This is a genomic window from Paraburkholderia atlantica (assembly GCF_009362785.1).
Lineage (GTDB): Bacteria > Pseudomonadota > Gammaproteobacteria > Burkholderiales > Burkholderiaceae > Paraburkholderia > Paraburkholderia atlantica.
In genome coordinates this window covers 1-25077 of sequence record NZ_WHNQ01000047.1, presented here as the reverse complement: position 1 = coordinate 25077, position 25077 = coordinate 1, and the positions used below count along the sequence as shown (strand labels likewise).

Below are 25077 nucleotides of genomic sequence, written 5' to 3'. Positions count from 1 at the left end.
CGATACAGGCCTTTCCCGCTCAAGTTTCCGGATTTTCCGCACTGGCGAGCGATTGCGCCGGAAACGTCGCGCTTGCCTGCCGATGCGACCTGGCGGTTATCCATACCAGGACACCGCCTGCAGCAAACAAGGCCCCAAGTACGATGAGGCCCGTGTCGAGCCGTCCGGTTGCTGCCTTGATGAGGCCAAGAGCGTAAGGCGCAGCAAAACCCCCGAGTTGTCCCAGGCTACTGACCAAGGCGATCTTTCCGGCAAGAGCTTTAGTGTTCAATTCCTTGAACGGAACGGCCCAGAAAAGCGGCATGCCGCCATACATGAAGGCGATGGCAACGGTCAGTTGCAGGATGACGAGCCAAAATGCCTGCACGTGCAGCGTGAGCGATGCCAGCGCGAGGCCGCCGAAGACAGTGCACGCTAGCAGGTGCCAGCGACGTTCCTGGCGGCGATCGGAGCTGCCCGAGATGATCGCGATGCCGATGCTACCGATCGCGTAGGGGACGGCGCTCCACATGCCGATCATGAAGGGATCGCGTATGCCGAAATCCTTCAAGATTGTCGGCAGCCAGAATCCAAGGCCGAAATTGCCGCTATTCAACGTGAAGTAAGCAATCGCCAGGATATAGACATAGGGGTCGCCGAACAGATCCCGGAACCGGATCTTCTCGGGCTTGCGGCTTACCTCGGGGCGCAGCAGTTCCTTGAGTTCCACCTTTTGCCCGGCATCGAGCCACCTGGCCTTGTCGATCGAGTCGTCGAGATAAAAGATGGCGACGATGCCAAGAATGATGGAGGGAATTCCTTCCATCATGAACATCCATTGCCACCCGCGCAATCCGTTTGCACCGTCGAGATAATGCAGAATGGTCCCGGACATCATTCCGCCAACGATTCCGGAAAAAGCCGAGGTAACGAAAAACCATGAAATCACGCGGGCCCGATAACTTTCCGGGAACCAGCAGGAGAGGTAAAACACCAGTCCGGGGAAGAAGCCCGCTTCACAGGCGCCGAGCAGGAATCGCATGATGTAAAAATGCTCGGGTGTCCGAATCAGCATGGTCAGCGACGACGTCGCTCCCCAGCAGATCATGATCCTTGAGAACGTTTTGCGCGCGCCAAATTTCTCAAGGTAGATATTGCTCGGGACTTCAAACAGCACGTAGCCAATAAAAAAGATCCCCGCGCCAAGTCCGTAAATGGCGTCCCCGAATCCAAGGTCTTGCTTGATCTGCAGTTGCGCGAAACCGATGTTGACGCGGTCGATGAACGCCATCAGCCAGCAAAGCAACAGAAAGGGAATGATCCGAAGCGTGACCAGCCTTAGTAGCGGCGTGGGTCGCTCTAGTGGGGTGCTGGGTGTTGTTGGTGTATTCAACGTTGGCTCCTTGTGGGGCGAGGGGATGGTGATGCAAATATCCGATAAAGAGACTATTCGCCGCATTGGGACGAACCCGCCATCAAGAGACGATCGCAAGCGTCTGCCGAGTGGCTTCACTCTGGTTTCGAACGGACCTTCGTAGACGGCGAGCCTATGAGGATGGCGCATGCCGAGATTCCGAGAGCCAAGGCGTGAGCCCAATGCGCTCAGTCCGATAGGCGCCCTGAATGAAGGTATAGGAGCTTCCAGCCGGTCTCGCGTTTGATCCAAACCTGCGTGACGAGAGCACGGATATTTATCTCCGAGTCGTCACTGCGGCGCTGCAACCATTGTTCAAGCTGGCCCGTCGTGATGACTAGCTCGGGGAGGAACTGGTACGCGAGAGACTGGGCACGCACGATTTTATGTGTCTTGATCTTGTCGCTGAGGAACGTGAGATATTCCGGCTTGTCGTGAACGTAGCCGGACGAATGGACGAAGGTCAGATCGTCATCCAGTAATGAGGCGAGCGTGAGCAGGTCTTCTGACACGGTAGCGTCGCAGCGCTGTTGCTCGAGCGCATCGACGGCGGATTTCACGGACGCGTGGTTCATGTAGATTCTCCTGGAAACGCGGCATGCGAGCTGATTGTCGGCAGGGCAGCTATCGGCCTTGAGGCTTGATCACTCTGGGAACGGCAGATCAATCTGCGAAGCTGTGCGAGTCTCAAACACGTTCAATGTCATTGCGACCAACGTGTAGTACCCAAGCAATCCCGTCAGATTGATGATGACGACATGGCCGAATCGATTCAGCGCTTGCGCGTACGTCTCGTTCGAGACGCGACGGGTCTCGTTCAACTGCGTGGCGAAGTCGTAGATCAGGCGATCATCCTGGTCGTCAAACGTTGGCGTTTCGTTGCATCGAATTGACTCGGCAACCTCGGCAGGAAGTCCGGCTTTCAAGGCGATGGGATGGTGAATGTGCCACTCTGCCTGCGAGCGCCAATGCGCCGCCGTCACGAGAATCGCCAGCTCCGACAGACGCAGCGGTAACCCTGTGTCATAGCGGCAAAACGCGCCCAGCCGTTGCGCGCGTTGAGCGAGTTCCGGACTATGGATCCAGCTTAAGAACGGGCCGTCCAAATTGCCGCGCGGGCCGCTCAGGATCTCGTCCAGCACGGCCACCTGTTCACTTGTCGCAATCGATCGGTCAAAAGCGGGAAGACGATTTGTTTCTTTCATAGCTATTCTGTCAAGAATGCACTATCCGTCGCTCTTGATGGACCGTCGGGTGCGAACACATCCGAAGTCCGTAGGGCGAATCGTTCAGTGTGCTGGATGTGCGAGCCGCTTGAACATCTCGCGGTCGCACACTGTTTATGATGAAAAGGTGCTAGCTTCTGTTCACATTCTCACGAGCAGTCCAAAGGCGCAGGCAAGCGAAGGAAGGGCGAGGTAGTTCCCCGCAAGCTTGTCGTAACGAGTGGCAATGCGACGAAAATGTTTGATGCGATTGAAGAAGCGTTCGACGATGTGCCGAGTTCGATACAGCACGCGGCTGTACCGACGCTTGGTCTTTCGGTTCGAGCGCGGCGGGATAACGGCCTTCGCACGCGTAGCGCGGATGGGTCAGCAATCACAGCACCCGTGCGTAGATGCTCGACCAATTCGTGTGCACACGAAATGTCCGAGACCTGCCCTTCGGTGACGATCATTCGCAGAGGCCGCCCGGTTTCATCGATGGCCAGATGCAACTTGGTCGTCAGTCCTTCGCTCGAGCGGCCGAGAGCTTGCGGGCCGCTTTTATTCGAGCTCCGGCCGAATGCTGGTGCGCACGCACGATGGTCGAGTCGATCAGCACACATTTGATCTCCGTCTCGTCGGACACGGCGAGCGCCACGCGTTCCCAAACGCCTTTGCGACGCCACCGGGAGAAGCGCATGTACACCGTATGCCATCGGCCGAACTCTTTGGGCAAATCGTGCCAGGGGCAGCCGGTCCGGCCAATCCAGAGGACAGCTTCGACAAACCAGCGATTGTCGCTCGCCGTGCGACCCGGATCTCATTCCTTGCCCGGTAAGACGGATTCGATTCGTGCCCATAAGCCCGGTAGCAGACTTGACTTTGGCAAGGCAAAGCTTGCGAGTAAGGCGACCGCGCACGCTCCGACGACGTAGTAGGCGGGTGCTGCCAAGGAACCGGTCTCGCGAACCAGCATAGTGGCGAGCAACGGTGCGAAGCCGCTGAATACGACTACCGAGATGTTGTATGCCAGCGCGATGCCACTGAAGCGGACTTGGACGGGAAACTGATCGGCGAGGACGGATGGCCACGTACCGCTTGCGAGTGAGAACACCACAGCGGCGAGCACGAATAAAACGACCGGATCGACGGTGTGATTTGCAAGCGCCCAATAAAACGGGTAGCTCAGCACGATCAGCAGTGCCGCTGACGTTCGCAACAGGTATCGGCGCGCAATCTTGTCTCCGAGCCAGCCTGCAGCAAGCAGACCAAAGGAGCTGACGACCAGATAGGCATTCTGGGCAATCGCCGCCGTCTGGGGCGCATAGTGCAGTTGTTGGACCAGATAGGCCGGCATGTGACCGTAAAGGATGCCATTGACGCCGGCCATCACCGCGATCGTGAGCGCTCCGGCGACGACAGCTTTGCCATGATGTCGCAGCGTCTCGCGAAATGGTTGCTTGACGACCGCGCCATGCATCTCCTTGAACTCGGGGGACTCGTCCAGATTGCGACGCATCCAATAGGACAGGAGCCCGCAGAGTCCGCCGAACAGGAACGCAATGCGCCAACCATAAGCCGCCGCGTCAGCGCTGGAGAGGTAGCTTTGAATGCCGAGATTAACGAAGGTCGCAAGCAAGACGCCCACGTTGACCGCACAGATGATGATGCCAGCGGCCAGCCCCGCACGATGCGGTGCCGCTTCTACGGCGTAAGTGATGGCGCCCGGCATTTCACCGCCGACGCAGAAGCCTTGCAGCATGCGCAGCAGGATGAGCAGGATCGAAGCCGTGATACCCCAGCTCTGGAAATTGGGCAGCAGCCCCAGACAGATGGTTGCTGTGGTCACCACGATGATCGAGCCAAGAAAGATCGGACGTCGGCCGTAACGATCCCCCCAGCTGCTCAGGACGATGCCGCCGAGCGGCCGGATGACATAGCCGATCGCCAGCACTGAAAATGCGGCCAGCATGCTGATCAACGACGAAGCGTTCGGGAAAAACTGGGCCGCGATGTGATGGGCGAAGAAACCGTAGACGATGAAATCGTAAAATTCCAGCGACCCGCCCAGGCGAGCAATAAGAATCATCTTCCATTGCGCCCGCGATAAGCCGGCAGCGTGCGAATGGTCTGCGGCGCTGACCGGGTGGTGAGATAGCTCCATGACTCATCCAAAGATTGTTGGCTTCTTCGGCCAATAGGTGTGCGTGGCCGCGCTGTCTCGGCGGTTCAACGCTGTCTGCGCGGCGGCCGGGTCGGTTAAGCGGTGGCGGTTTGCAGTGCGGGGAATGCGTGCTCGAGCAAGCTGTACAAAGAAGCGGTGTCGTGTGCAATGCCATAGACGTAGCGGTCTGGGCGGATCAGCACCGCTGCGGCGCTCGTTGACGCTAACCACGTATTCACCGCGTCTGCATCGCAGACGATCTGGACGCCCGCCCGTTCGGCGCGCTCCGCAATGTCATCACATCCGGCGAGCAGCTCAGGCAACGCGACGAGCGCAAACCGATAGCCGACGACGTCGTCCATCAGACGTCCGTCTGCCAGGCGCGGTTGGGGCGCGACCTGGCCCACCACGGCCGACGAGGATGCGTCGAGGTAGGCTCCGGGGCCGAGCTTCGGTTGCGGAGTGACGAAATGGCGAATCGCAGCGCTCATTTCGATGTCCCGGCTGGTCGCAGCCTCCGGATGGGTCGTCTGAATGACCGAACCAAGTCGCACCGCGGTTTCGATAAACTCGCGCACATGAGGCGAACGTTCTGATTCGTACGTATCGAGCAGCGTATCGGGCGAAGTGCCGCGAATGACGGTCGCGAGCTTCCAGGCAAGATTCGACGCATCGCGAATGCCGGCGGCCATCCCCTGACCCATGAAGGGCGGTGTCTGATGCGCGGCATCGCCAGCCAGCAGCAATCGTCCGCGGCGCCAGCCGTTCGCCACGACCGAGTGGAAGGTATAAATCGCGGACCGCTCAAGTCGGGCATCGGCCGGGGAAATCCAGCGCGCGAGCTTATCCCACAGCCATTCGGGGGACGCAAGTTGCGTCGCATCATCGCCCGGCATGACCATGATTTCCCAGCGGCGGCGATTTCCCGGACCACGGGTATAGGTCGTCGGGCGCGCCGGGTCGCAATACTGAATGGAGAAATCACCGAGGTCGGGGCGCGGGGTGTCGAGCAAGACATCGACGACGACCCAGCGTTCATGCGATTTCAGATCGGTGAGTTCGGTGCCCATGAATCGTCGCGCAATCGAGCGCGCGCCATCGCATCCGACCACATAGCGAGCCGTCGCACGGCCAAGCTTGCCGCAGCTGGTGTCCTCGAAGCGGAGCTGGACGCCATCGCTGGTTTCGTCAAGCGCAAACACTTCGTGACGCAGCCGTACGTCGATGTTTGCCTGACCCGCCAGGCGATCGCGCAACGCGTTTTCGAGGTCGGGTTGATGAAATTTGTAACTGGCGCACCAGCCGTGCGGGCCAATGCACGTGGGGCGTGACCAGTCGATAAGGAGTTGGCCGGCGGCGTTCACGAATTTCATGCCGGGACCGACAAACAATTTGGGAAGCAGCGTGTCGGCAAGCCCTATGCTCTGAAACACCCGCATGCATTCGCCGTCAAAATGCACCGCGCGGGGCAGCGCAAAAATGTCCTTGTCTCGCTCCAGCACGAGTACCCGCAAGCCTTCGGTCGCCAGTAAGTTGGCCAGCGTCGCACCAGTCGGGCCGAGGCCGATGATCGCGACATCGTAGTCGCATGCGTGCATCGAAATGGTTTTATCTGACATGTCTACATCCACTTCATGAGGCGTCGGAGGCGCGGGTGCGCTTCCGGCAACGGTCTTTATGCTTCGTCGGCGATCGGATTGGAGAGCACGCCAATCCGGTCGACTTCCACTTCGACCCGGTCGCCAGGCTTCATGAAGAGGGGCGGATTGCGCTTTGCCCCGACGCCGCCGGGCGTGCCAGTGACGATGACGTCGCCCGGCGCGAGCGGCGTGAATGTCGACAGATAGGCGATCTGCTTCGCGATGCCGTGAATCAGCATCTGCGTGGTCGCGCGTTGCACTTCCTGCCCGTTCAGACGCGTGACGAGCATCATGAGGGCGTTCGGCTCGATTTCGTCGCTCGTCACCATCCACGGCCCGAAGGCGCCCGTGCGATAGAAGTTCTTGCCCGGTCCCCACTGGGTGGTGTGACGCTGCCAGTCGCGCACCGAGCCATCGTTGTAGCAGGCATACCCGGCGATGTGATTCCATGCGTCGGCTTCAGCGATGCGCCGCCCACCCCGCCCGATGATCACGGCGATCTCACCCTCGTAGTCGAATTGCTGAGACTCGGGCGGACGCAGCATCGGCTGTCCATGGCCCACTTGCGAAGCTGGAAGCCGCATGAAGATGACCGGCTGCTCGGTGGTTTCCCGATTGGTTTCCTTGACATGCTCAGCATAGTTGAGCCCGACGCAGAAGATCTGCTCGGGGTTGGGAATCACCGGCAGCAGCGTCACTTCCGACAGCGGGTAGTCGCCCTGATCACCCTGAGCCGCTTGGGCGGCCTCACCCAGCGCGTTGGCGGCAATCAGTGCCTTCAGGTCGGCGTAACGGCCGTTCAGCCGCTTGCCGAGGTCAATCACGCTGTCGCCGCGAACGACGCCGAAGGAGGGGCCTTGATGGGTAGAAAAGCTGACGAGTTTCATTGACGCTCCAAGAAGATAAAATCCGGTTAGATCAACCCTGGCGACCTCAATGAAGTCGTAAATTTATCGCATGTTGAGAATAAGCTATGTTTAACTGTGGGCACAACGTGTTTTTCGCTAGGGTTTATCACTACTGGAGACGAGCATGGACGGTATGAAGAAAGCGCGAAGCGGGCTGTCGTTAAGCCATATGGGCTTCTCCGTGAGCGATATGGCACGGGTGGAAGACTTCTATTCGCGGGTGCTGAAGTTCCCGTGACCGATCGCGGGACGCTGCAGACGCCGCACGGCGAAGTGCGGCTGGTGTTCCTAAGTCGCGATCCTGCGGTGCATCACCAGATCGTGCTCGCAGGCGGTCGACCGGAGCACCTGGCATTCAATCCGATAAATTAGATTTCACTCGAAGCGGACAGCCTCGACACGCTCAGGCAGTTTCACGCGCGCTTCGTCTCGGAAGGTCTGGAAGAGATCAATCCCGTCACGCATGGCAACGCGATTTCGATTTATGCGCGCGACCCCGAGGGCAACCGGCTGGAGCTCTTCATCGATACGCCTTGGTACGTCGACCAGCCGATGCGGGTGCCAGCGGACTTCGACTTGCCCGACGCACAACTGATGGCGGCTGTTGAGCGCCACGCGAGCGGGCTGCCGGGATTCAGGCCGCGAAGCGATTGGCAAGCCGAGATGGCTGTGCGCATGGGCCTTGCATAATCAAGTTGCCTGCTCGGTTGGCGGTCTACCGGGTAAGCACAAATCGCCGGCCGTGAAAGACAGGCTGTCGGGCGCGCCCGAGCGTTTGCCGTGAGCCGGGAAGCCCGGCGGGAAAGCGCGCGAGTGCATAATCCGCTCACATAGAAGGAGCTCAGCGCGCAGATGTCGAGCATCACCCGGCTTTTATCCATACTCGAACTGTTTTCGGAGGCCAAGCCATTCTTGTCCGCCGAAGACGTTGCTGCTGAACTGGAGTGTTCGGCGCCAACGGCTTATCGCTACGTGCGTGAACTCGTGGATGCGGGTTTGCTCGTCCGGTTCACGGGCGGAGAGTACGGGCTCGGTCCTCGCATAATCAGGCTGGATTACCGCCTGCGTGCTTCGGATCCGCTGCTGGCAATCGGCCAGCCGATCATGCACGAGTTAAGCGAGCATTCCGGCTTCGATGTGGTGATGTCGCGCTGGTACGGAAACGAGCTTGTTGACACGCATCGGGAGACGTACGACGCGGCGCTTGATCTTCGATACGGCCGCGGCCGACCAAGACCTCTGTTTCTCGGCGCCGCTCCGAAGGCGATACTTTCGACCTTCCCGAAGGCCAAGCTCGCGATCCTGTTCGAACAATATCCCGAGGACATTGCACAGAGCGGCCTCGGGACGACGCTTGAAGAGTTTCGGGCTTCGCTGCTCAAAATCCGACGGGCGGGTTTTTATCTCTCAAGAGACGAACTGGAACACGGGGTTTCGGCACTCGCGTCGCCGCTATTCACCGACGACTCCAGTGAAGCGGTCGGATCGCTTGCGTTGATCATCCCGACTCAACGACTCGAGTTCGCTAATCTCGAGCGTCTCGTTGAATCGCTGCGGGAGGCCGCGGCGCGAACTTCACAACGCACGCGGGCGGCCATTGAAAGCCGTGGAACTGCAGCAGCTTCGCTGTCGCACACCGTGTCGCCAACCAGGCGTTCGACATAATCCACGGCCATATGCGCCCATGATCGTCCGTCCAACTTTCGAAGGGCCGCTTCAAGACCGACTTGAGACGGCCACCGGGCATTCGTGAAAGGCAGGAACGGGTCGCAGTAAGACCCTGGGCGCAACCGATTGCTGGCTTTGTTCGTGGCCGCTCGATCTCGTTCGCCGCTTTGTCGGGCGCGATTGTGCCGTTTCCTTAATTGCCGTGTGCGTGATTGTCGTGCGCTGCCGAGCCCGATGGAGGCGGCTGGCTGGCTGCGATGATGGGTCGATGCCGAGTGTGGGATCGCGTTCTGGCGGTGTTGTCTCTGAGCCTGGTGCGTTTGCGTTAGAGGAGAGGTACCGAGTAGCGGCCAAAAGACCGTTTCGCCGCGTTACATCGACATAAGCTATGTCATGTAACCGCCAGGGTGGGCGCGATCCGAACAATGATACCGAGAGTTCTTGGCAAACGGTGCCATCAGTGAGCGAGTGTTGTTAACCGAATGCGGGCCAACTCCAGCCGGACCGGTACGTCGTCCGGGGTGGGATCAACTTCCAGCGCCTGTTAGGCACCACACGCCGACCGAAACGAAGTGCTTCGCCAGCTTGCCTGGGGATGGTTGAGCCTTGCATTCGAATCCTGCATGGCTTGACGATCGAGCATAATTCTCGAATAATGAGATATATTAATTTTTATTGAAGGACATTAAATGAAACTGGTGAGCTTCGAACGGCAAGGCCGTGTAGGTTTTGGTGCGGTGATCGATGCAGGCATCGTGGACTTGGGTCAGGCGTTCAACGGGCGGTATGTCAGCCTGAAGGATTTGCTGGCTGCAGATGCCGTGGGTGAGGCTGCCGAGCTGGTATCGGGGCGCCAGGCAGATTTCCAGATGTCGGACGTGACGCTGCTGCCGGTGATTCCCGACCCCGGCAAGATCTGGTGCTGCGGTCTGAACTACCACGAGCACGTTCAGGAAACCAACCGCGAAGTCACTGAACAGCCGACCTTCTTCTTGCGCGTGGCAAGTTCACAAGTCGGTCATGAGCAGGCCATCGTGCGGCCCAGGGAATCGACGCAGCTCGACTTTGAGGCGGAAATCGCCGTTGTCATCGGCAAGGGCGGGCGTCGCATCGCCCCAGCAGATGCGCCCCAGCACATCGCGGGTTATGCCTGCTACAACGATGGCAGCGTGCGCGACTGGCAGCGCCATACCTCGCAGTGGATTCCGGGCAAGAACTTTTGGCGCACCGGCGGATTTGGCCCCTGGATGGTGACCGCAGACGAAATTCCGTTTGACACGCGCCTGAAGATGGTGACGCGCCTTAATGGACAAGAGATGCAGAACACCACCACCGACATGATGATTCACAGCATCGCCAAGCAGATTGCTTACGTGTCCACCATTGCACCGCTTGAAGCGGGCGACGTCATCGTCACAGGTACGCCGGGTGGCGTCGGTGCACGACGCCACCCGCCAGTCTGGATGAAGGCGGGCGACGTGGTGGAGATTGATGTGGAGCGCATCGGCGTGCTGCGCAATCCGATTGCTGACGAGCAGTGATCCGGCTCCGTACGAATCGAGCATCAGCCTTGGCTTCTTTCATGTTCAGGGTCATTCACAGACCGGCATGAAGACCCTATACCCATGCATGGTGGGCTGCGTGCCCATCGCATGGCTTCCTGTCCTGAACAGAGCTCAGAACTAGCCGTCCCAAGGTCGCGCAGACCTGATCTACAGGAGCCCGAATCAACTCAATGGCTTCCAAAAAGGGACGAGGCGATCCGGGGCATCGCCATCAGGTAAACCAGAGCACAGCTCTATCGAAAGAAGAATTTATGCACGACGTTGCGATCATCGGTCTCGGCCCCACGGGGGTAACGCTGGCAACCCTGCTCGCACAGCAAGGCCTTCGGGTGCTGGCGATCGACCGCGAAGCGGGCATCTATCCCCTGCCGCGTGCAGTGCATTTCGATGGTGAGTGCATGCGTGTGTTCCAGAGCATCGGCGTTGCCGATGCGTTGAAATCCCAGGTGCGTCCATCGCCGGGCATGAAGTTCATTGACTCCGACGGGCGGCTGCTGATTGATTGGTCGCGCGACTTGGAAATCGGGCCCATGGGCTGGTATGCCAGCTACCGTTGTCACCAGCCCTGGCTGGAACAAACGCTGCGGCAAAAGCTGGCCGAGCACGCCGGTGCGGACATTCGCGTGAAGCACGAGATGCTCGATTGCACGGTTGCGTCAGACGGCGTTGATCTACGCATCAAGGATCTTTCCACCGGCAAAGCGTTGCAAGAGAAAGCACGCTACGTCGTCGGTTGCGATGGGGCGCGATCCATCATACGTGGACTCATCGGAGCGCGCATGGACGATTTGCAGCAACACGAACAATGGATCGTGGTGGACGTGGTTCTGAATCGTGAGCGCCCCGATTTGGGCGACTACAGCATCCAGTATTGCGATCCATCGCGCCCGGGAACTTACGTGCGCGGCGTCGGCATGCGCCGGCGCTGGGAGCTGATGCTGGTGCCGGGCGACGATCCAGCGATCATTACGCAGCCGGAATCCATCTGGAAACTGCTGTCACGCTGGGTCACGCCACAAGAGGCTACGCTGGAGCGCCCCGCGCTCTATACCTTTCGCGCTGTTGTCGCGCGCGGGTGGCGAAAAGGCCGCCTGCTGCTGGCGGGCGATGCTGCGCATCTGACGCCGCCGTTCATGGGGCAAGGCATGTGTGCGGGTATCCGCGATGCTTCCAACCTCGCATGGAAGTTGGCGGCAGTGATTCGCGGCGAGGCAGGTGAAGACTTGTTGAACACTTATGAATCCGAGCGCGAGCCGCATGTGCGTGAGTTCATCTCAACAGCGGTGCGCCTGGGGCACATCATCCAAACCACCGACCCGGATGTCGTGCGGCGGCGCGACAAGGAGTTTGCACAGCCTGAATTGTTTTCGACTCCGCAACCGTCGCTCGGCCCTGGCGCTCATGTGGGAGGCTCCCTTGGCGGACGCATGATCCCGCAGGCGGTTCGCGCCGACGGATCGCGCACGGACGATGACACGGGCTACGCCTATTCGTTGTTTGTATCTCCCGTCGCGCTAGGTGCAGCGAAGGCCCTGATCAAGGACCGTGTGCCCATCGTCGCGGTCACCGAGCCTTCGCTGACGAATTGGATGGAGGCGTCGGGCATCGTTGCCGCGTTGGTACGCCCCGACCGCTATGTCGCGGGGGTGGCTGCGACAGACCGCGAGCTGGAGCAATTGCTGCAGGCACGCGGTGCAGATTCCCCAATCTGTGCATGAGCGCCGGCGGCAAGGGCCCCACAAACACTTGAGCAACATTGCGCAGCGCAACCTGCGCAAGTGTTGAAGCGGGAGTGAAGCGTAGCGTAGCAGTTGGGACGACCAAATGATCGGTGTTGCGTCAGACCGAGCGGGTTTCCCCGCCGTCGGCGCGCAGGTTCTGCCCGGTGATGTACGCGGACTCGTCACTCGCGAGAAAGCGTACGACCCGGGCCAATTCGGCGGTACTTTGAGCGCGGCGCAAGGGGATCTTGCTGGTCCATTCGGGCGGCACTGCAGCGGGATCGTCCTTTGTAAATCCGGGGAGCACGTTGTTCATGCGGATGCCTTGCGGCCCGTACTCATCGGCATAGAGCTTGGTGAACGAACCCAGCGCGGCGCGCAGCGTTGTCGAGATAGGGAACATCCGGTTGGGTTCGAAAGCCCCCGCTGTGGAGATGTTGACGATCGCGCCACCGCCCGACGCAAGAAGGTGCGGGGTAGCGATGCGAGCCATGCGAACGACGCTCAACAAGTACAAATCCACACCGTGCAGCCAGTCGTCATCGCTGATGTCGAGCAGCGTCCCGCGTGCGGCGTGGCCACTGTTGTTGATCACCGCGTCAATGCGACCGAACTTTTCGATTGCGAGATCAACTGTCGCCCGCAGGTCCGCGATGTTGGTGTTGGAGCCATCAACGCCAGCACCGCCCAGTGACTCGGCGAGCATGCGACCGCGGCCGGACGGAGACAGGGCCACGACACGCCAGCCGCAGGCCGCAAGCTCACGCACGCAGGCTGCACCAATGCCGGAACCTCCTGCGACAACAATGCCGACCTTTTGCTTTTCCGTGCCTCGTGGGCTATCTCCAATCTCGGCCATGCGCTGACTCCTTCAAGTGTGTGGTGCTAACTGGGGCTCCGGGAATACGTCAATACCGGAAATGACTGTTTTTTTCTCAATTATTGAGATATATTTTCAAAATCAATTATACAAAAGAGACGGCGTTTTATGAAAATTTCCGATCACATCGCAGATTCGCCCATGACCAGCTTACAGCTGCGCGTCGTCTTAGTGTCGATCGTGCTCGTCGTGCTCGATGGTTACGACTTGACACTGGCGGCATTCGCTGCGCCGTTCATTGAGCGGGGCTTTGGCGTTTCAAAGACGCAGTTGGGGATGGTGCTGTCGGGCGCCCTCATCGGGATGTTGATCGGCTCGATCGTCGTCGCACCCATTGCCGACCGAATGGGGCGCCGCCTGACGGGTGTGCTCGCGACGTGCGTGATCGGGATCGGGATGTTGATTGGCCCGTTCGCTTCAGCCGAACGCGGAACCATGCTGTTGGTCATCAGCCGCATCATCACCGGCGTCGGCATTGGTGCCCTTGTCGCCGTGGTCGGCGTGATCCTGTCTGAATACACCGCCAAGCGCGTCTATCCGCTGGTGATGGCGATCTACGCGGCCGCGATCAATATCGGCGGATTGCTCGGCGCCATGCTTGTCGGGCCGATGCTGGCCACCCACGGGTGGCAATTCGGCTGGTGGGTCGGGTTCGGTCTCAGCGTGCTTGCCGCGACCGGGACCTACTTTTTGCTGCCGGAGTCGCTCGCCTGGTTGGCCGAGGGGCGTCGTCGCGACTCGCTGCTGCAACTGAACAGGATCCTCGCGAAGATGCGGCAGCCCACGTTGACCGCGTTGCCGGAGTCTTCGAATCCAGATGTCAAGGTGACCGGGGCATTGCGCACCATTGCCAGCGCCCCGTTGCTCTGGCAGACGGTGCTGATGATCGTGTCCTACGTTGCCTACATGGTGAGCTTCTACTTCCTGACCACCTGGGCGCCCAGCACGGTGGCCAGTATGAACCACAAGCCGTTGCTGGCTCCCCAGCTCGTTGTTGCATTCAGCTTGGGTGGTATCGCCGGGAGCCTCGTCTTCGGCTTCATCGGCAACCGCATCAACTTGCGCATCCTGACGCCCATTTTCCTGGTGATGGCCGCGGCGGCCATGTCGTACTTCGGCATCGCCGGCCCGGCGATGCCCGGTGCGATGTGGACGGTGTTCATCGCGTCGTTCTTCGTCTGTGCCGGAACGGCGGGTTTTTACGGGATCGTTCCGCTCCTGTATCCAACGTTGGCCCGCTCAACGGGCTACGGGGTGGTCATCGGCATGGGTCGCTTTGGCGGCATCGCGGCGCCCATCCTTGGTGGTATGAGCTTCGATGGTGGCATGGACATGGGTACGGCCTTCACACTGTTTTCACTTCCGATGTTGATCGCAGCCATCGGCCTTTTGGTACTGCACGTTGGGCTTAAGCGCTCGGCATCAAGTGAGCGCGCAACCTTGGCTGCGAGATCTGGTGGCAAGCAGGCCGACCGCAGTAAGCAAACCTGCTAACAAGAGGGCTGCCCTTCAGGTCGCCTCGAAAAGGAATACACATGTCACTCGCTGTCGCAGCTCTATCCCATGCGCCGTCTTTCGGTAACGTCGATCCAGGCGGTACCACGCTTGCTGAAATCATGGCCGGCATCCAGGAGGTTCGCGCCTTCATTGAGCGTTTCGCCCCCGAGGTCGTCGTCGTTTTCGGGCCCGATCACTTCAATGGCCAGCTGTATTCGAACATCGCCCCGTGGGTGATCGGTGCGCAGGCTGAGGGGATCGGCGACTACGGCACGACCGAGGGCTTCATCAATGTTGATGGCGAGACCGCGCGCCAGCTGCATGCCGCAGTACTGGATCAGGGCATCGACATCGCGCGATCGGAGCGAATGACGGTTGATCATGGCGTCATGCAGCCCGTGGACTTCTTGCTCGGCAAGAGTCATACGCGGCCCATCGTCCCGGTGTTCGTCAACGCAATTGCCTTTCCGTTGACACCGATGAAGCGTGTGCGCGAGATGGGTGAGGCGTTTGGCAAAGCTGCGCTACAGCTTGGAAAGCGAGTGCTCTTCATCGCCTCGGGGGGCATTTCGCATTCCCCGCCAATTCCGCGTTGGGAGGGGGCTCCTCCCGAACTGAAAGCACGTTTGGTTTCCTATGCCCCCACGCGCGAAGAGCGCCGCACACGTGAACAGGCCATCGTGGATGCGATCCAGAGGATTGCGGATGGCAAGGGTTCGAGTGCCCCGCTGAACGAGGCTTGGGATACCTTGCTGCTTGACACCTTCCGATCGGGTGATTTGTCACCGGTTGATACGTGGGACAACGACCAGTTCGTCATTGATGGTGGCTCAGCTGCACATGAGATGCGCAGCTGGATAGCGGCTTATGCCGCGCTCTCAACGGCTGGTAAATACAAGCTGCCTGTCGACCGTTATTGGGCCGTCAAGAGCTGGGGCGCCGGTTTTGCCGTTCAGGCGGGATGTGCAGCATGAACCGTCTTGTGACCTTCTGGGAAGCAGTGTCGGATCTTCCGCATCGTCTGCATTACGTTGACGTCGGGCCGTGGCGCACGCGTGTGCTCGACCTCGGCGAAGGTGACAGGGTCGTAGTGCTTGCCAATGGCACCAGTGGCCACATTGAGGCCTGGACGCAGAACGTGCGTGCGCTGGTTCAGGCTGGCTACCGTGTCATCGGTTACGACTATCCAGGTCATGGGTACACAACCCTGACCGATCACGACTTGGAAATCCCCGAGTACGAGTCGCACTTGCTAGGGCTGCTGGATGCGCTCAATCTCAAGCGGGTCCATCTTGCCGGGGAGTCACTCGGGGGATGGGTCGCGGTCAAGTTTGCTGCCCACCACTCTAATCGTTTGCTGAGCGTGATTCTGAGTGCGCCCGGCGGCCGCGTGGTTGGCGAGCAGAAGGTAGACAAGGCGCAATCAGTGAGCAAGCAAGCGGTCACCGAGCCGACGTTCGAGAACGTCAAAAAGCGCCTTCAGGTCGTGATCCACGACCCACAGAAGATAACGGAAGAGTTAGTGCGCGTTCGCCAAGCTATATACAGCCGGGATCCGAGCGGGGCAAACATGGCTCATATCTCGGTGTTGCGTCAGCCGGAACAGCGTTGGCACAACCGTGTCACAGACCAGGATTTCGCGGCCATCCCCGTGCCAGCGCTCTTTGTCTGGACAGACCATGAACCCACTGGCGACGCTTCAGAAGGCCGGCGCTTGGCTGCGCTTATTCCTCAAGGCGAGTTTCTGCTTGTTGAGGGCGCTGCGCACTGGCCCCAGTGGGAAGGTGCGGAGGTATTCAATGCGGCGGCCGTCTCCTTCCTCGACAAACAGCACCGCCAGAGCTAGCCAGAACATGACCACTATGATCATCCCCTCTGAAACTATCCATAGCATCGCTCGTGAGCTCTACGACGCCCGCGTTGGTGTCTATACCGTTCCTTACGTCAGCCCGCGGTTGCCTGAGCGCGACCTTGACGCAGCCTATGCAATCTCGGCCGAGTTCGCCGCACTGCGCGAACGAAATCTGGGCGTGCGCAGGGTAGGTCGAAAAGTGGGACTGACCAATCCGAACGTGCAAAAGCGCGTCGGCATTAGTGAACCTGACTACGGAGTTATCCACGACGACATGGTTTTCCAGTCGGGTGCGGTGTTGCCCAAGTCGCGCTACAACCGATTGCTAATCGAAGCCGAAGTCGCATTTGTGCTCAAGAGCGATATTTTCGATGCCACGCTCGAGCGAGTGGCGGCGGCCATTGACTACGTGACACCAGCCTTCGAGGTCGTTGATTTCCGCTACGGCGGCAGCGTGGGGCAGATTGTAGACACCATCGCCGACAACGCCGGATGCAGTGGCATCGTGGTAGGCGAGGAAAAGCATCCCTATGGCTCGGTAGATCTCAAAGCGGTCGAAATGGTGATTACCGGGGGCGGCAAGGAGATTACGCGCGGCGTCGGAAGCAATGTACTTGGCGACCCGATCAACGCCGTGCTCTGGCTGGCCGACACAGCCATCCGCACGGGGCAGCCGTTGAGAGCTGGCGAGGTGCTGCTCTCGGGTTCGATTGGCTACATCGAGCCTTGGCCGGTGGATGTCGAGTGTGTTGCCACCATTACCGGTCTCGGCCGCGTGGTCGCGAGTGTCGATTCGAAGGCATGAGTTTCGAGAGAGAACTACACCATGAGTAACTATTGCCCCGTTGATGCAGTCACCCGCGCCGAGATTGAGCAGCTCATTTCCGAGATGCTTTACCGCCTGGATCACAACCAGGCCGATACCGCGTGGGAGCTCTATACCGAAGACGGTGTCTCAGTCGGCCCCTTGGGCACGATGAATCGCGAGCAGAGCAAGACTTGGGGTGCCAAGCGGGTGAAGCAAGCCGACATCGTCAGCCGCCATTTCATTGGTGGAATCCGGTTGGTCTGGGACGGCGATGAAGTGGCCGGCACCGTGCAGTATCTGACGTTCCGCGACACCAACGAGCCGCAGACACAGCCCGCTTCTGTGGGTGAGTTCCGTGAGCGGTATCGCAAGGTTGAAGGTCAGTGGCGATTCTCCCGCCGCGAGATCGTGCCAGTCTTCGGAGGCAACGCTGCTGCTGCGCATGCGGCGCGGCTCACAGAACGTGAGAGCAAGCCATGAAAACAGCAGCTCTCGCGAGCGGGCCCAAGATATTGGTGCATCAGACGCTGCCTTCGTTCTCCATTCCGGAATGGGCGAAGGTTGCCGGCTACGACGGCGTCATCCTCGATCTTCAACATGGCGAACTCGGTCTCGACGCCGCGTGTGGCATCCTGCGCTCGATTCCTCGCGACAACGCTTACGCTTGGGCGCGTGTCGGCTCGACTGACCCCGGCCAGATCCTGCGCCTGCTTGACAGCGGCGCGCGCGGCATTGTTGCCCCCACTATCGAGTCGCGCGAGCAGGCACAGGCCTTGGTGGCTGCGACCAAATATCTACCCATTGGTAATCGCAGCATGGGACCGTCGAGGCCAGGGCTCTACATCGGTGATTCGTATGCCGAAGCAGGCAACCTCGCCGTCTCGACCATTGCCCAGATCGAGACCCGGATCGGCGTCGAACGCGCGGAGGAAATCATCTCCACTCCGGGGCTGGACTCGATCTACATCGGTCCTGCCGATCTTGCCGTTTCCTATGGTCTGCCGGGGCGCGGTGACTGGGACGACGGGCCTGTTCGCGACGCGATCGTCCACTTGCGCGAACTCACCCAGGCCCATGGCGTGACCCTCGGCATCTATTCAGGCAAATCTGCATACACCGCGGCGTTGTTGGCCGATGGACTGGTTGACTATGTCGCATTCGGTATCGACCTCGTTTTGTTGAATCGCGCGTTCGGCGACAACATCAACGAACTCAAGACCGCTCTATCTACAAGGAATCGCCCATGAGCAAAACCGCGGACGTTCTCATCATCGGTGCGGGGCCTGTTGGCCTCATGCTAGCCAACCTGCTTGGACAGCAGGGAGTTAATGTTCTTCTCGTCGAGAAGGGCGAGACCCTGATCGACTACCCACGCGCAGTGGGCATCGACGACGAAGCCCTGCGGGCGATGCAGACTGCTGGCCTTGTGGATGAGGTGTTGCCTCACACCATCCCCGATCAGAAGATCTATATGGTCAACGGCGATCGACAGATCCTTTCGGAAGTCAACCCGACAACTCGCGAGTTCGGGTGGCCCCGCCGCAACGGATTTGTACAGCCGCTGGTGGATAGGGTGCTGCTTGACGGGCTCAAGCGTTTTCCGAACACAGCGGTGCGGTTCAGTACCGAGGTCGTCGATTTGCTCGAAGATGGCGAGGGCGTGGTGGCCACGACTGAGCGTGGCGAGAAGCTGCGTGCACGCTACGTAGTCGCAGCAGAAGGCGGTTCCTCGCGCACTCGCACGCAACTGGGTATTTCGTTCGACGGCGAAACTCGACCATCCGCTGGCATCGTCATTGACGTTGCCAATGACCCCATTGGAACGCCGCACGCCGTGTTCGGCGGCGACCCGAAACGCAGCTATGCCAGCATCGCACTGCCGCATGGGATCCGTCGTTGGGAATTCACGCTGTTCGAAAGCGAAGATCCTTCGCTGGTGGAAAACGATGACTACATCCACGCGCTGCTGGCACCGCATGTGCCTGACCCAACCAAGCTGGAGATCATTCGTCGTCGGGTCTATCGGCACCACGCGCGTGTGGCCGGACAGTTCAAGGTTGGCTCCATCTTCCTCGCGGGCGATGCCGCGCACGTGATGCCGGTGGTCGGTGGACAGGGATGGAACTCCGGCATCCGCGACGCTTTCAATCTGGCCTGGAAGCTTGGTGCGGTGATCAATGGCGCATGCGGCGATGCTCTGCTCGAAACGTACGAGATGGAGCGAATGGGGCACGTCAAGCAGATGGTCGCCGTCTCACTTGGCATGGCCAAGGAAATGACGGATCACGACCCCGCGAAAGCTGCGGAACGAGACCGCATCGCTGCCAACCGCACACCCGAGGAACGTGAAGCACAGAAGCGGCAGGCCTTCAAGCCTCAACCCAAGTTCGACAAAGGTGTGGTGGTACACACGCCGCTGCCGAGCTTCAAGACGCTGGCGGCGCGCGATGTGCCCCGCATGGCTGGTGCCATCTTCCCGCAGCCACGAGTGACCAACGCTGAAGGCGTCGAAATGCTGCTCGACGACGCCACCGGTCAGGGTTGGCGCGTCCTGATGTGGAACAACAATCCGATGGCTTTTATTTTGGCCGAACGTTGCGCTGCGCTAGCGCATCTGCGCGTACGACTTGTTCAGGTGGTGCCTAAAGCACAACTGCCGTGGGCGCGTCGTCACGCCCCTGCGGGAGTTACGGTGATCGGTGACTTGGGTGGAGAGCCCAGCTTGCAAGCCTGGTTTGACGCCAGGCCGGTCGGTGCGGTTGTCGTTCGTCCTGACCATGTGGTTGCCGCCGAATGCTTGGCACAGGAGCTAGACGATGTGCTGGCACGTGTATTAGACGCTGCGCATTTCTGTCTGCCGCAGCAGTAATGTCGCTATAGGCCGTGCCAGACGCGGCAAATTGATCGGTTTATCAGGCACGTAGCGCGACTGCTTTCGGGCAATCCGCTTTTCGTATTGCAGTCCACTCTTATAACTACGCTTTGGAGATGCATATGAATTCGAAGTCACCCAACGCCGTGCTGCGCCGGGGCGCAGCATTGGCGTCCCTCGCCGCCTTGCTCTTTGGCGCCCAGGCTGCGCACGCACAGAGTTCGGTCACGCTGTACGGCATTATCTCCACGGGCGTGGGCTGGGTCAGTAACGTGGGCGGAAGCTCGTCCGTCCAGATGATTGCAGGCACGATGCAGAATAACCGCTGGGGCCTGCGCGGCGTCGAAGATCTGGGCGGTGGTCTCAACGCGATCTTCGTGCTCGAAAACGGCTTCGACATCACCAACGGCAAGTTCCAGCAAGGTGGACGCATGTTCGGACGCCAGGCCTACGTCGGCCTGAGCGACAAGTCGTGGGGTACGGTGACGCTCGGTCGCCAGTACGACATTCCGTTCGACTATCTCGACCGTTTCGAAGCGCCGGTTGCCGCGCTGGGCCTCTCCGCCCATATCGGCGACAACGACAATCTGTTCGGATCGTATCGCTACAACAACTCGATCAAGTACCAGTCGCCGACGGTGAACGGGCTGCGTGGGTCGGTCATGTACGCGATGAGCAACGCGGCCGGCCAGTGGGCCGTGAATCGCTCGGTGAGCGCGGGCGTGGCCTACGACAACGGGCCGCTCAAGCTGGCGCTGGTCGGCCTGAATACGAATTACCCGGGCCCGACGCTGAATCCGAACGGCGCGGTCACCGACGATTACGTCGGGCCGCCGTTCCTGCTGTTCCATACCAGCCCGATCAACCGGAACGCGGGCGTGAGCCGTCAGCGCGAATTCGGCGGCGGCGCGCAATACACGTTCAGCAAGCTGCGCCTGACCGGCCTCGTCACGGACGTGCGGTACGACTATCTCGACCACACGTCGCTGCATCTCGACAACTTCGACGTCAACGCCACCTACGACATCACGCCGTTCCTCGTGCTCGGCGCGGCCTATGTCTACACGAAGGGGCAATACGGCGGCGGTATCGACGCGGCTCCGCACTGGAACATGGGACAGATCAGCATCAACTATCTGTTGTCGAAGCGTACCAACGTCTACGTCTTTACCAACTATCAGCGTGCGACCGACGCGAAAGCCGTTACGTACCTGCTGGCGCCGTCGAGCAACGGGAGCCAGACGGTGGTCGTGGCTGGCATTCGTCACCTGTTCTAAAGCGCGCCCTCAGTCGCATCGCGCCTGACTTCACCCGCTTGAAAGACGACGCCTCCGCAACGTGCCGGAACCGGCGAAACGGAGGCGTCGAAGCGGTGAAATTCGTACAACGCGAATACAGTCGAAATCTAGTCGGGATAGTCATGAGCAGCCAACTACTGACGGGCGTGCGCGTGTCCCAGGCGCTCGCACAGCCGCAGGTGGCGCACCGCGAACTGACGATGACCCTGCTGATCGACGATCCGGAGCGCGACAGCATCACGGTCACGCGCAGCGGATTTCAGGTCGGCGGCGCGCCACACTCGGTCGCGCACGGGCCGCCGACGCTCGGGGCAGCACAACGACGAAATCCTGCTTGAAGCCGGGTTCACGATGAATGAGATCGCTGCGTAGCGCGCGAACGGAACGATCGAGGCACAACGACATGCACGTGCCGCATGAGAAAGCCTTCGACTTGCTCGCGCAGGTCAAGGCAGGACGGACCACGCGCGTCACCGACATCCGGCCAGGGCAAGGCGGCCGGATCAAGGGGCCGCTGCCGCCCGCGTCCGGCTACGCGTGTGCCGGCAAGGATAAAGCACTGCCCGCCCCTGGCATCCGCACTACCCGTTTCGGCGCGCCGTTGCGCGCTGACCGCTTTCGAAACGCCTGCTCTCGGAAATCATGAAATCGTTGATATCGTTTATTGATCGCCTGCCTATCGCCCGAAAGCTTCTCCTGCTGGGGATCCTGATTCTGCCCACCATAGGCGTGCCAACGTACCTCCAGCTCAAGTCATCGTTGAACGCCGTGAGCGCTGCCAGCACCGAACAGGCAGGCCTCGAGTCCGCACGCGCGCTCCTGTCGTTGATTCAGCTGACGCTGCAGCACCGGGCGCAAGCCGCCACGCTGCTAGGCGGCAACAACACCGTCGCCGCGAGTCGCGAAGCGACGCGAGCAGCGGTGGACCAGGCCATCGCCCGCATCGACCAGGATCAGAAAGCACGAACGCGCCGTCCCGACATGATGCGCGCCTGGGAAAGCGCGGTCGCGAACTGGCGTGAGATTGCAGCGGCAGTCGACGCGCGCAAGCTCAGCGACAAGGAGTCCACCATGCGCCACACGGAGATCATCGAACAATACCTCTCCATTCTCGATCTCCTGCTCGACGACACCGGCCTCGCTCTCGATTCCGAGGTGGGGACGCACTATCTCGTGCGGGCGGCGCTCGTGAGCTTGCCGAAGGCCACCGCAACGCTGAGCCTCACGCGGTCCCGGGGCGCCGGAATACTGGCCAGAGGAGAAGCGAGCCCAACGGAACGGGCCATGCTCGCCTCGCTGGCCAACGCTGCATCGGATCAGGCCGACGATCTGGGAAAGGCTTTCGACAAGGCCTTTCACGCGGAGCCCGAACTCAGTGCCGCGCTCGCGGACGAGCTCGATCGCGCCAATACGTCGATTCGCGCGGCCCTTGATCTGGCGACCCGAGAGATCGTCAGTGCCGACGCGATCCACTACGCGGCAATCGACTACATCAAAACCTTCACGGGCGCGTTGGACCCGCTCTTTGCGCTCGAAGCCCGCGCGCTCGACAGCCTTAAGGCACAACTCGACCTGCGCTCGAACCGCGTGCATCGCGCGATGCTGGTCCAGGTCGGACTGCTCGGCATGATGCTCCTCATCGCGATCGTCTTGTCCAGTATTGTGGTACGCCGCATCACGGGGCCGCTCCGTAATGCGCTGGCCCTGGCGAATCGCGTGGCCGACGGGGATCTCACGAGTCATATCGAAGTGGCCACCACGGACGAAACCGGCCAGCTAATGCAGGCGCTGAAAGCGATGAACAGCAGCCTGGCCAGCATGGTTGCCCGGATTCGCACGGGAGCGGAAACCATTTCCACGGGTTCGGCGCAGATTGCTGCCGGCAACACGGACCTCAGTTCGCGAACGGAAGAACAAGCTGCGTCACTCGAAGAAAGCGCGGCGAATATGATACAGCTGACGTCGACGGTTCGTCACAACACCGAAAGCGCGAGACAGGGCAACACGCTCGCGGCCCACGCATCCGAAATCGCTGCGCGCGGCGGCGAGGTGGTGGGGCGCGTGGTTCACACGATGCGCGATATTTCGAACAGCTCGACGAAAGTCGCCAACATTACCGCCACGATCGAATCCATCGCATTCCAGACCAATATTCTCGCACTCAACGCGGCCGTGGAGGCCGCACGGGCCGGCGAACAGGGGCGCGGCTTCGCGGTGGTCGCGAGCGAAGTGCGCAACCTGGCGCAGCGCGCGGCCACCGCCGCGAAGGAGATCAAGGACCTCATCAACGAGTCGGTGGATCACGTGACCGCCGGCACCGAACACGTGGACGAGGCCGGCCGGACGATCAACGAAGTGGTGTCCGCCGTGCGCCGCGTGGCGGATCTGATGGGCGAGATCGCCGCCGCCTCGGACGAACAGCACAAGGGCATCGAGCAAGTAAATTCGGCGGTGGTCCAGATGGACCAGGTCACGCAGCAAAACGCGGCGCTCGTCGAGCAGGCCACGGCGGCCGCCCAGTCGATGAGCGAACAGGCCGTGCTTCTCAAGCGCGCGGTGGATGTGTTCAAGGTGTCGGACGGATATCTGGTCGCTTCTTAGGTGTTGATGGACGCGCCGCGCAAGCCACTGGAAATATGCTGGCATTGCCGGCATCCGGGAACCCCCGATACCGGCACGGCGCGACACTGATCTGGCCGTTGCCCGGCGGCTGCGGCAATGCCGGGTTATCTCCGCAAACGCGTGTGCAACGGCCTCGATCACGCGTTCCGAATCCTCACTACAATGCCACAAGCCGCAAGGCCATACGCCCTGCTGTCCCGGGCTCCGGTGCAAATCAGAGGAGCCCGGTAGGTTAAGCTCGAGTTTTGACCCGCGCGAGCAGGCTATGTGGATAGACATCGACAGGCTATTCAACGGCCGCCACTTTGACCGCGAAGTTATCATCCTGTGTGTGCGTTGGTATCTGCGTTATAAGCTCAGTTTCCGCGACCTCGTTGAAATAATGGCCGAGCGTGGGCTGTCGCTGGCGCACACGACGATCATGCGCTGGGTCAAACGCTTCACGCCGGAGTTCGTCAAGCGCTGGGATCGGTTCGCGAAATCTGCGGGACGCTCATGGAGAGTTGACGAGACGTATGTGAAAGTCCGTGGCAAATGGGGCTATCTTTACCGTGCAGTTGACCGCGCAGGAAAGACGGTCGACTTCCGGCTCAGCGCCAAACGCGATGTCGCGGCGGCAAAGGCTTTCTTCGCGAAAGCGATCAGGGCTCAGGGGTTCGCTCCGAAGACGATCACGCTGGACGGTTACGCTGCGTCTCACCGCGCGGTGCGCGAAATGAAGGCGGACCAGTTTCTCCCTGCGGACACGACGTTGCGATCGTCGAAGTATTTGAACAATTTGATCGAGCAGGATCATCGCAACATCAAGTCCAGGGTCAATGCAATGCTTGGCTTCAAACTTTTCGGGAATGCGGCCGTTACGATATCGGGCGTCGAGTTGATGCATCGCATTCGCAACGGTCAGTTCAACCTCGCACGGTTGCGCCTCAAAGATACCACTGCGCCTGCTGTTTGGAATGCAGTCCTTTTAGCACGATGATGCAA

21 protein-coding genes and 3 pseudogenes are annotated in these 25077 nt (G+C 60.3%); 16 read left to right on the top strand and 8 right to left on the bottom strand.

Going from position 1 to position 25077, the window contains the following annotated elements:
* Positions 1 to 19: 19 nt before the first annotated feature.
* The 7 genes and pseudogenes from GCT19_RS35895 to GCT19_RS35860 form a co-directional block, all read right to left on the bottom strand.
* Positions 20 to 1372, bottom strand: coding sequence for an MFS transporter (locus GCT19_RS35895; RefSeq protein WP_026228767.1), 1353 nt, complete (start codon positions 1370 to 1372; stop codon positions 20 to 22).
* A gap of 209 nt (positions 1373 to 1581) precedes the next feature.
* Positions 1582 to 1968 carry a nuclear transport factor 2 family protein gene (locus GCT19_RS35890; RefSeq protein ID WP_152854546.1) on the bottom strand — a complete coding sequence of 129 codons (387 nt, stop codon included), beginning with the start codon at positions 1966 to 1968 and terminating at the stop codon, positions 1582 to 1584.
* Positions 1969 to 2037: 69 nt separating this feature from the next.
* Positions 2038 to 2598: a carboxymuconolactone decarboxylase family protein gene (locus GCT19_RS35885; RefSeq protein ID WP_026228768.1), complete on the bottom strand. Its 561-nt coding sequence runs from the start codon at positions 2596 to 2598 to the stop codon at positions 2038 to 2040.
* Between the two features lie 162 nt (positions 2599 to 2760).
* Positions 2761 to 3472, bottom strand: a pseudogene (locus GCT19_RS42995) (IS5 family transposase).
* Positions 3458 to 4762: pseudogene (locus GCT19_RS35870) on the bottom strand (MFS transporter); the annotation flags it as partial. The pseudogenes GCT19_RS35870 and GCT19_RS42995, both read right to left, overlap by 15 nt.
* Before the next feature lie 95 nt (positions 4763 to 4857).
* Positions 4858 to 6381, bottom strand: coding sequence for a bifunctional 3-(3-hydroxy-phenyl)propionate/3-hydroxycinnamic acid hydroxylase MhpA (gene mhpA / locus GCT19_RS35865; protein ID WP_152854543.1), 1524 nt, complete (start codon positions 6379 to 6381; stop codon positions 4858 to 4860).
* Between the two features lie 56 nt (positions 6382 to 6437).
* Positions 6438 to 7289, bottom strand: coding sequence for a fumarylacetoacetate hydrolase family protein (locus GCT19_RS35860; RefSeq protein ID WP_018435837.1), 852 nt, complete (start codon positions 7287 to 7289; stop codon positions 6438 to 6440).
* 145 nt (positions 7290 to 7434) lie between these two features.
* Here GCT19_RS35860 and GCT19_RS35855 point away from each other — a divergent pair.
* From GCT19_RS35855 to mhpA (GCT19_RS35840), 4 genes and pseudogenes are all read left to right on the top strand, one after another.
* Positions 7435 to 8000, top strand: a pseudogene (locus tag GCT19_RS35855) (VOC family protein).
* A 162-nt stretch (positions 8001 to 8162) separates the two neighbouring features.
* Positions 8163 to 8975: an IclR family transcriptional regulator gene (locus tag GCT19_RS35850; RefSeq protein ID WP_018435842.1), complete on the top strand. Its 813-nt coding sequence runs from the start codon at positions 8163 to 8165 to the stop codon at positions 8973 to 8975.
* Positions 8976 to 9667: 692 nt separating this feature from the next.
* The gene (locus GCT19_RS35845) at positions 9668 to 10519 is read left to right on the top strand and encodes a fumarylacetoacetate hydrolase family protein (protein WP_152854542.1); all 852 of its coding nucleotides are present in this window, start codon (positions 9668 to 9670) and stop codon (positions 10517 to 10519) included.
* A 275-nt stretch (positions 10520 to 10794) separates the two neighbouring features.
* On the top strand, positions 10795 to 12261 hold the full coding sequence (gene mhpA / locus GCT19_RS35840; protein ID WP_152854551.1) for a bifunctional 3-(3-hydroxy-phenyl)propionate/3-hydroxycinnamic acid hydroxylase MhpA: 1467 nt from the start codon (positions 10795 to 10797) through the stop codon (positions 12259 to 12261).
* A 121-nt stretch (positions 12262 to 12382) separates the two neighbouring features.
* Here mhpA (GCT19_RS35840) and GCT19_RS35835 read toward each other — a convergent pair whose 3' ends face one another.
* On the bottom strand, positions 12383 to 13123 hold the full coding sequence (locus GCT19_RS35835; protein ID WP_013093488.1) for an SDR family oxidoreductase: 741 nt from the start codon (positions 13121 to 13123) through the stop codon (positions 12383 to 12385).
* Positions 13124 to 13252: 129 nt separating this feature from the next.
* On the opposite strand from GCT19_RS35835, the gene GCT19_RS35830 reads away from it, so the two are divergent.
* The 12 genes from GCT19_RS35830 to GCT19_RS35775 all read left to right on the top strand — a co-directional run bounded on the left by GCT19_RS35830 (position 13253) and on the right by GCT19_RS35775 (position 25072).
* A complete protein-coding gene (locus GCT19_RS35830) occupies positions 13253 to 14638 on the top strand; it encodes an MFS transporter (protein ID WP_152854541.1) in 1386 nt (461 codons plus the stop codon).
* A gap of 41 nt (positions 14639 to 14679) precedes the next feature.
* The gene (locus tag GCT19_RS35825; protein WP_152854540.1) at positions 14680 to 15615 is read left to right on the top strand and encodes a 3-carboxyethylcatechol 2,3-dioxygenase; all 936 of its coding nucleotides are present in this window, start codon (positions 14680 to 14682) and stop codon (positions 15613 to 15615) included.
* A complete protein-coding gene (locus GCT19_RS35820) occupies positions 15612 to 16487 on the top strand; it encodes an alpha/beta fold hydrolase (RefSeq protein ID WP_018435847.1) in 876 nt (291 codons plus the stop codon). The genes GCT19_RS35825 and GCT19_RS35820 overlap by 4 nt, the downstream gene beginning before the upstream one ends.
* Before the next feature lie 7 nt (positions 16488 to 16494).
* Entirely contained in the window at positions 16495 to 17298 is an 804-nt protein-coding gene (locus GCT19_RS35815; protein ID WP_018435848.1) for a 2-keto-4-pentenoate hydratase, read from the top strand.
* Between the two features lie 21 nt (positions 17299 to 17319).
* Positions 17320 to 17781, top strand: a complete 462-nt coding sequence (locus GCT19_RS35810; RefSeq protein WP_018435849.1) for a nuclear transport factor 2 family protein — start codon at positions 17320 to 17322, stop codon at positions 17779 to 17781.
* On the top strand, positions 17778 to 18548 hold the full coding sequence (locus GCT19_RS35805) for an HpcH/HpaI aldolase family protein (RefSeq protein ID WP_152854539.1): 771 nt from the start codon (positions 17778 to 17780) through the stop codon (positions 18546 to 18548). The genes GCT19_RS35810 and GCT19_RS35805 overlap by 4 nt, the downstream gene beginning before the upstream one ends.
* Complete coding sequence (mhpA, locus tag GCT19_RS35800; RefSeq protein ID WP_018435851.1) at positions 18545 to 20170, top strand: bifunctional 3-(3-hydroxy-phenyl)propionate/3-hydroxycinnamic acid hydroxylase MhpA; 1626 nt, start codon at positions 18545 to 18547, stop codon at positions 20168 to 20170. The genes GCT19_RS35805 and mhpA (GCT19_RS35800) overlap by 4 nt, the downstream gene beginning before the upstream one ends.
* Before the next feature lie 125 nt (positions 20171 to 20295).
* On the top strand, positions 20296 to 21450 hold the full coding sequence (locus GCT19_RS35795; protein ID WP_152854538.1) for a porin: 1155 nt from the start codon (positions 20296 to 20298) through the stop codon (positions 21448 to 21450).
* A 143-nt stretch (positions 21451 to 21593) separates the two neighbouring features.
* Positions 21594 to 21809, top strand: coding sequence for a hypothetical protein (locus GCT19_RS35790; protein WP_152854537.1), 216 nt, complete (start codon positions 21594 to 21596; stop codon positions 21807 to 21809).
* 65 nt (positions 21810 to 21874) lie between these two features.
* Positions 21875 to 22117, top strand: coding sequence for a hypothetical protein (locus GCT19_RS35785; RefSeq protein ID WP_018435854.1), 243 nt, complete (start codon positions 21875 to 21877; stop codon positions 22115 to 22117).
* Positions 22114 to 24072, top strand: a complete 1959-nt coding sequence (locus tag GCT19_RS35780; protein ID WP_018435855.1) for a methyl-accepting chemotaxis protein — start codon at positions 22114 to 22116, stop codon at positions 24070 to 24072. Before GCT19_RS35785 ends, GCT19_RS35780 begins: the two co-directional genes overlap by 4 nt.
* Before the next feature lie 286 nt (positions 24073 to 24358).
* Positions 24359 to 25072, top strand: coding sequence for an IS6 family transposase (locus GCT19_RS35775; RefSeq protein ID WP_152854536.1), 714 nt, complete (start codon positions 24359 to 24361; stop codon positions 25070 to 25072).
* The last annotated feature ends 5 nt before the right edge of the window (positions 25073 to 25077 follow it).

Excerpts from the sequence above, each read along its gene's own strand:
- GCT19_RS35835 (WP_013093488.1), bottom strand. The coding sequence starts at position 13,123 with ATGGCCGAGATTGGAGATAGCCCACGAGGCACGGAAAAGCAAAAGGTC.
- GCT19_RS35810 (WP_018435849.1), top strand. The coding sequence starts at position 17,320 with ATGAGTAACTATTGCCCCGTTGATGCAGTCACCCGCGCCGAGATTGAG.
- GCT19_RS35885 (WP_026228768.1), bottom strand. The coding sequence starts at position 2,598 with ATGAAAGAAACAAATCGTCTTCCCGCTTTTGACCGATCGATTGCGACA.
- GCT19_RS35825 (WP_152854540.1), top strand. The coding sequence starts at position 14,680 with ATGTCACTCGCTGTCGCAGCTCTATCCCATGCGCCGTCTTTCGGTAAC.
- mhpA (WP_152854543.1), bottom strand. The coding sequence starts at position 6,381 with ATGTCAGATAAAACCATTTCGATGCACGCATGCGACTACGATGTCGCG.
- GCT19_RS35860 (WP_018435837.1), bottom strand. The coding sequence starts at position 7,289 with ATGAAACTCGTCAGCTTTTCTACCCATCAAGGCCCCTCCTTCGGCGTC.
- GCT19_RS35805 (WP_152854539.1), top strand. The coding sequence starts at position 17,778 with ATGAAAACAGCAGCTCTCGCGAGCGGGCCCAAGATATTGGTGCATCAG.
- GCT19_RS35775 (WP_152854536.1), top strand. The coding sequence starts at position 24,359 with ATGTGGATAGACATCGACAGGCTATTCAACGGCCGCCACTTTGACCGC.
- GCT19_RS35815 (WP_018435848.1), top strand. The coding sequence starts at position 16,495 with ATGACCACTATGATCATCCCCTCTGAAACTATCCATAGCATCGCTCGT.
- GCT19_RS35780 (WP_018435855.1), top strand. The coding sequence starts at position 22,114 with ATGAAATCGTTGATATCGTTTATTGATCGCCTGCCTATCGCCCGAAAG.
- mhpA (WP_018435851.1), top strand. The coding sequence starts at position 18,545 with ATGAGCAAAACCGCGGACGTTCTCATCATCGGTGCGGGGCCTGTTGGC.
- GCT19_RS35890 (WP_152854546.1), bottom strand. The coding sequence starts at position 1,968 with ATGAACCACGCGTCCGTGAAATCCGCCGTCGATGCGCTCGAGCAACAG.
- GCT19_RS35830 (WP_152854541.1), top strand. The coding sequence starts at position 13,253 with ATGAAAATTTCCGATCACATCGCAGATTCGCCCATGACCAGCTTACAG.
- GCT19_RS35850 (WP_018435842.1), top strand. The coding sequence starts at position 8,163 with ATGTCGAGCATCACCCGGCTTTTATCCATACTCGAACTGTTTTCGGAG.
- GCT19_RS35820 (WP_018435847.1), top strand. The coding sequence starts at position 15,612 with ATGAACCGTCTTGTGACCTTCTGGGAAGCAGTGTCGGATCTTCCGCAT.
- mhpA (WP_152854551.1), top strand. The coding sequence starts at position 10,795 with ATGCACGACGTTGCGATCATCGGTCTCGGCCCCACGGGGGTAACGCTG.
- GCT19_RS35790 (WP_152854537.1), top strand. The coding sequence starts at position 21,594 with ATGAGCAGCCAACTACTGACGGGCGTGCGCGTGTCCCAGGCGCTCGCA.
- GCT19_RS35795 (WP_152854538.1), top strand. The coding sequence starts at position 20,296 with ATGAATTCGAAGTCACCCAACGCCGTGCTGCGCCGGGGCGCAGCATTG.
- GCT19_RS35785 (WP_018435854.1), top strand. The coding sequence starts at position 21,875 with ATGCACGTGCCGCATGAGAAAGCCTTCGACTTGCTCGCGCAGGTCAAG.
- GCT19_RS35845 (WP_152854542.1), top strand. The coding sequence starts at position 9,668 with ATGAAACTGGTGAGCTTCGAACGGCAAGGCCGTGTAGGTTTTGGTGCG.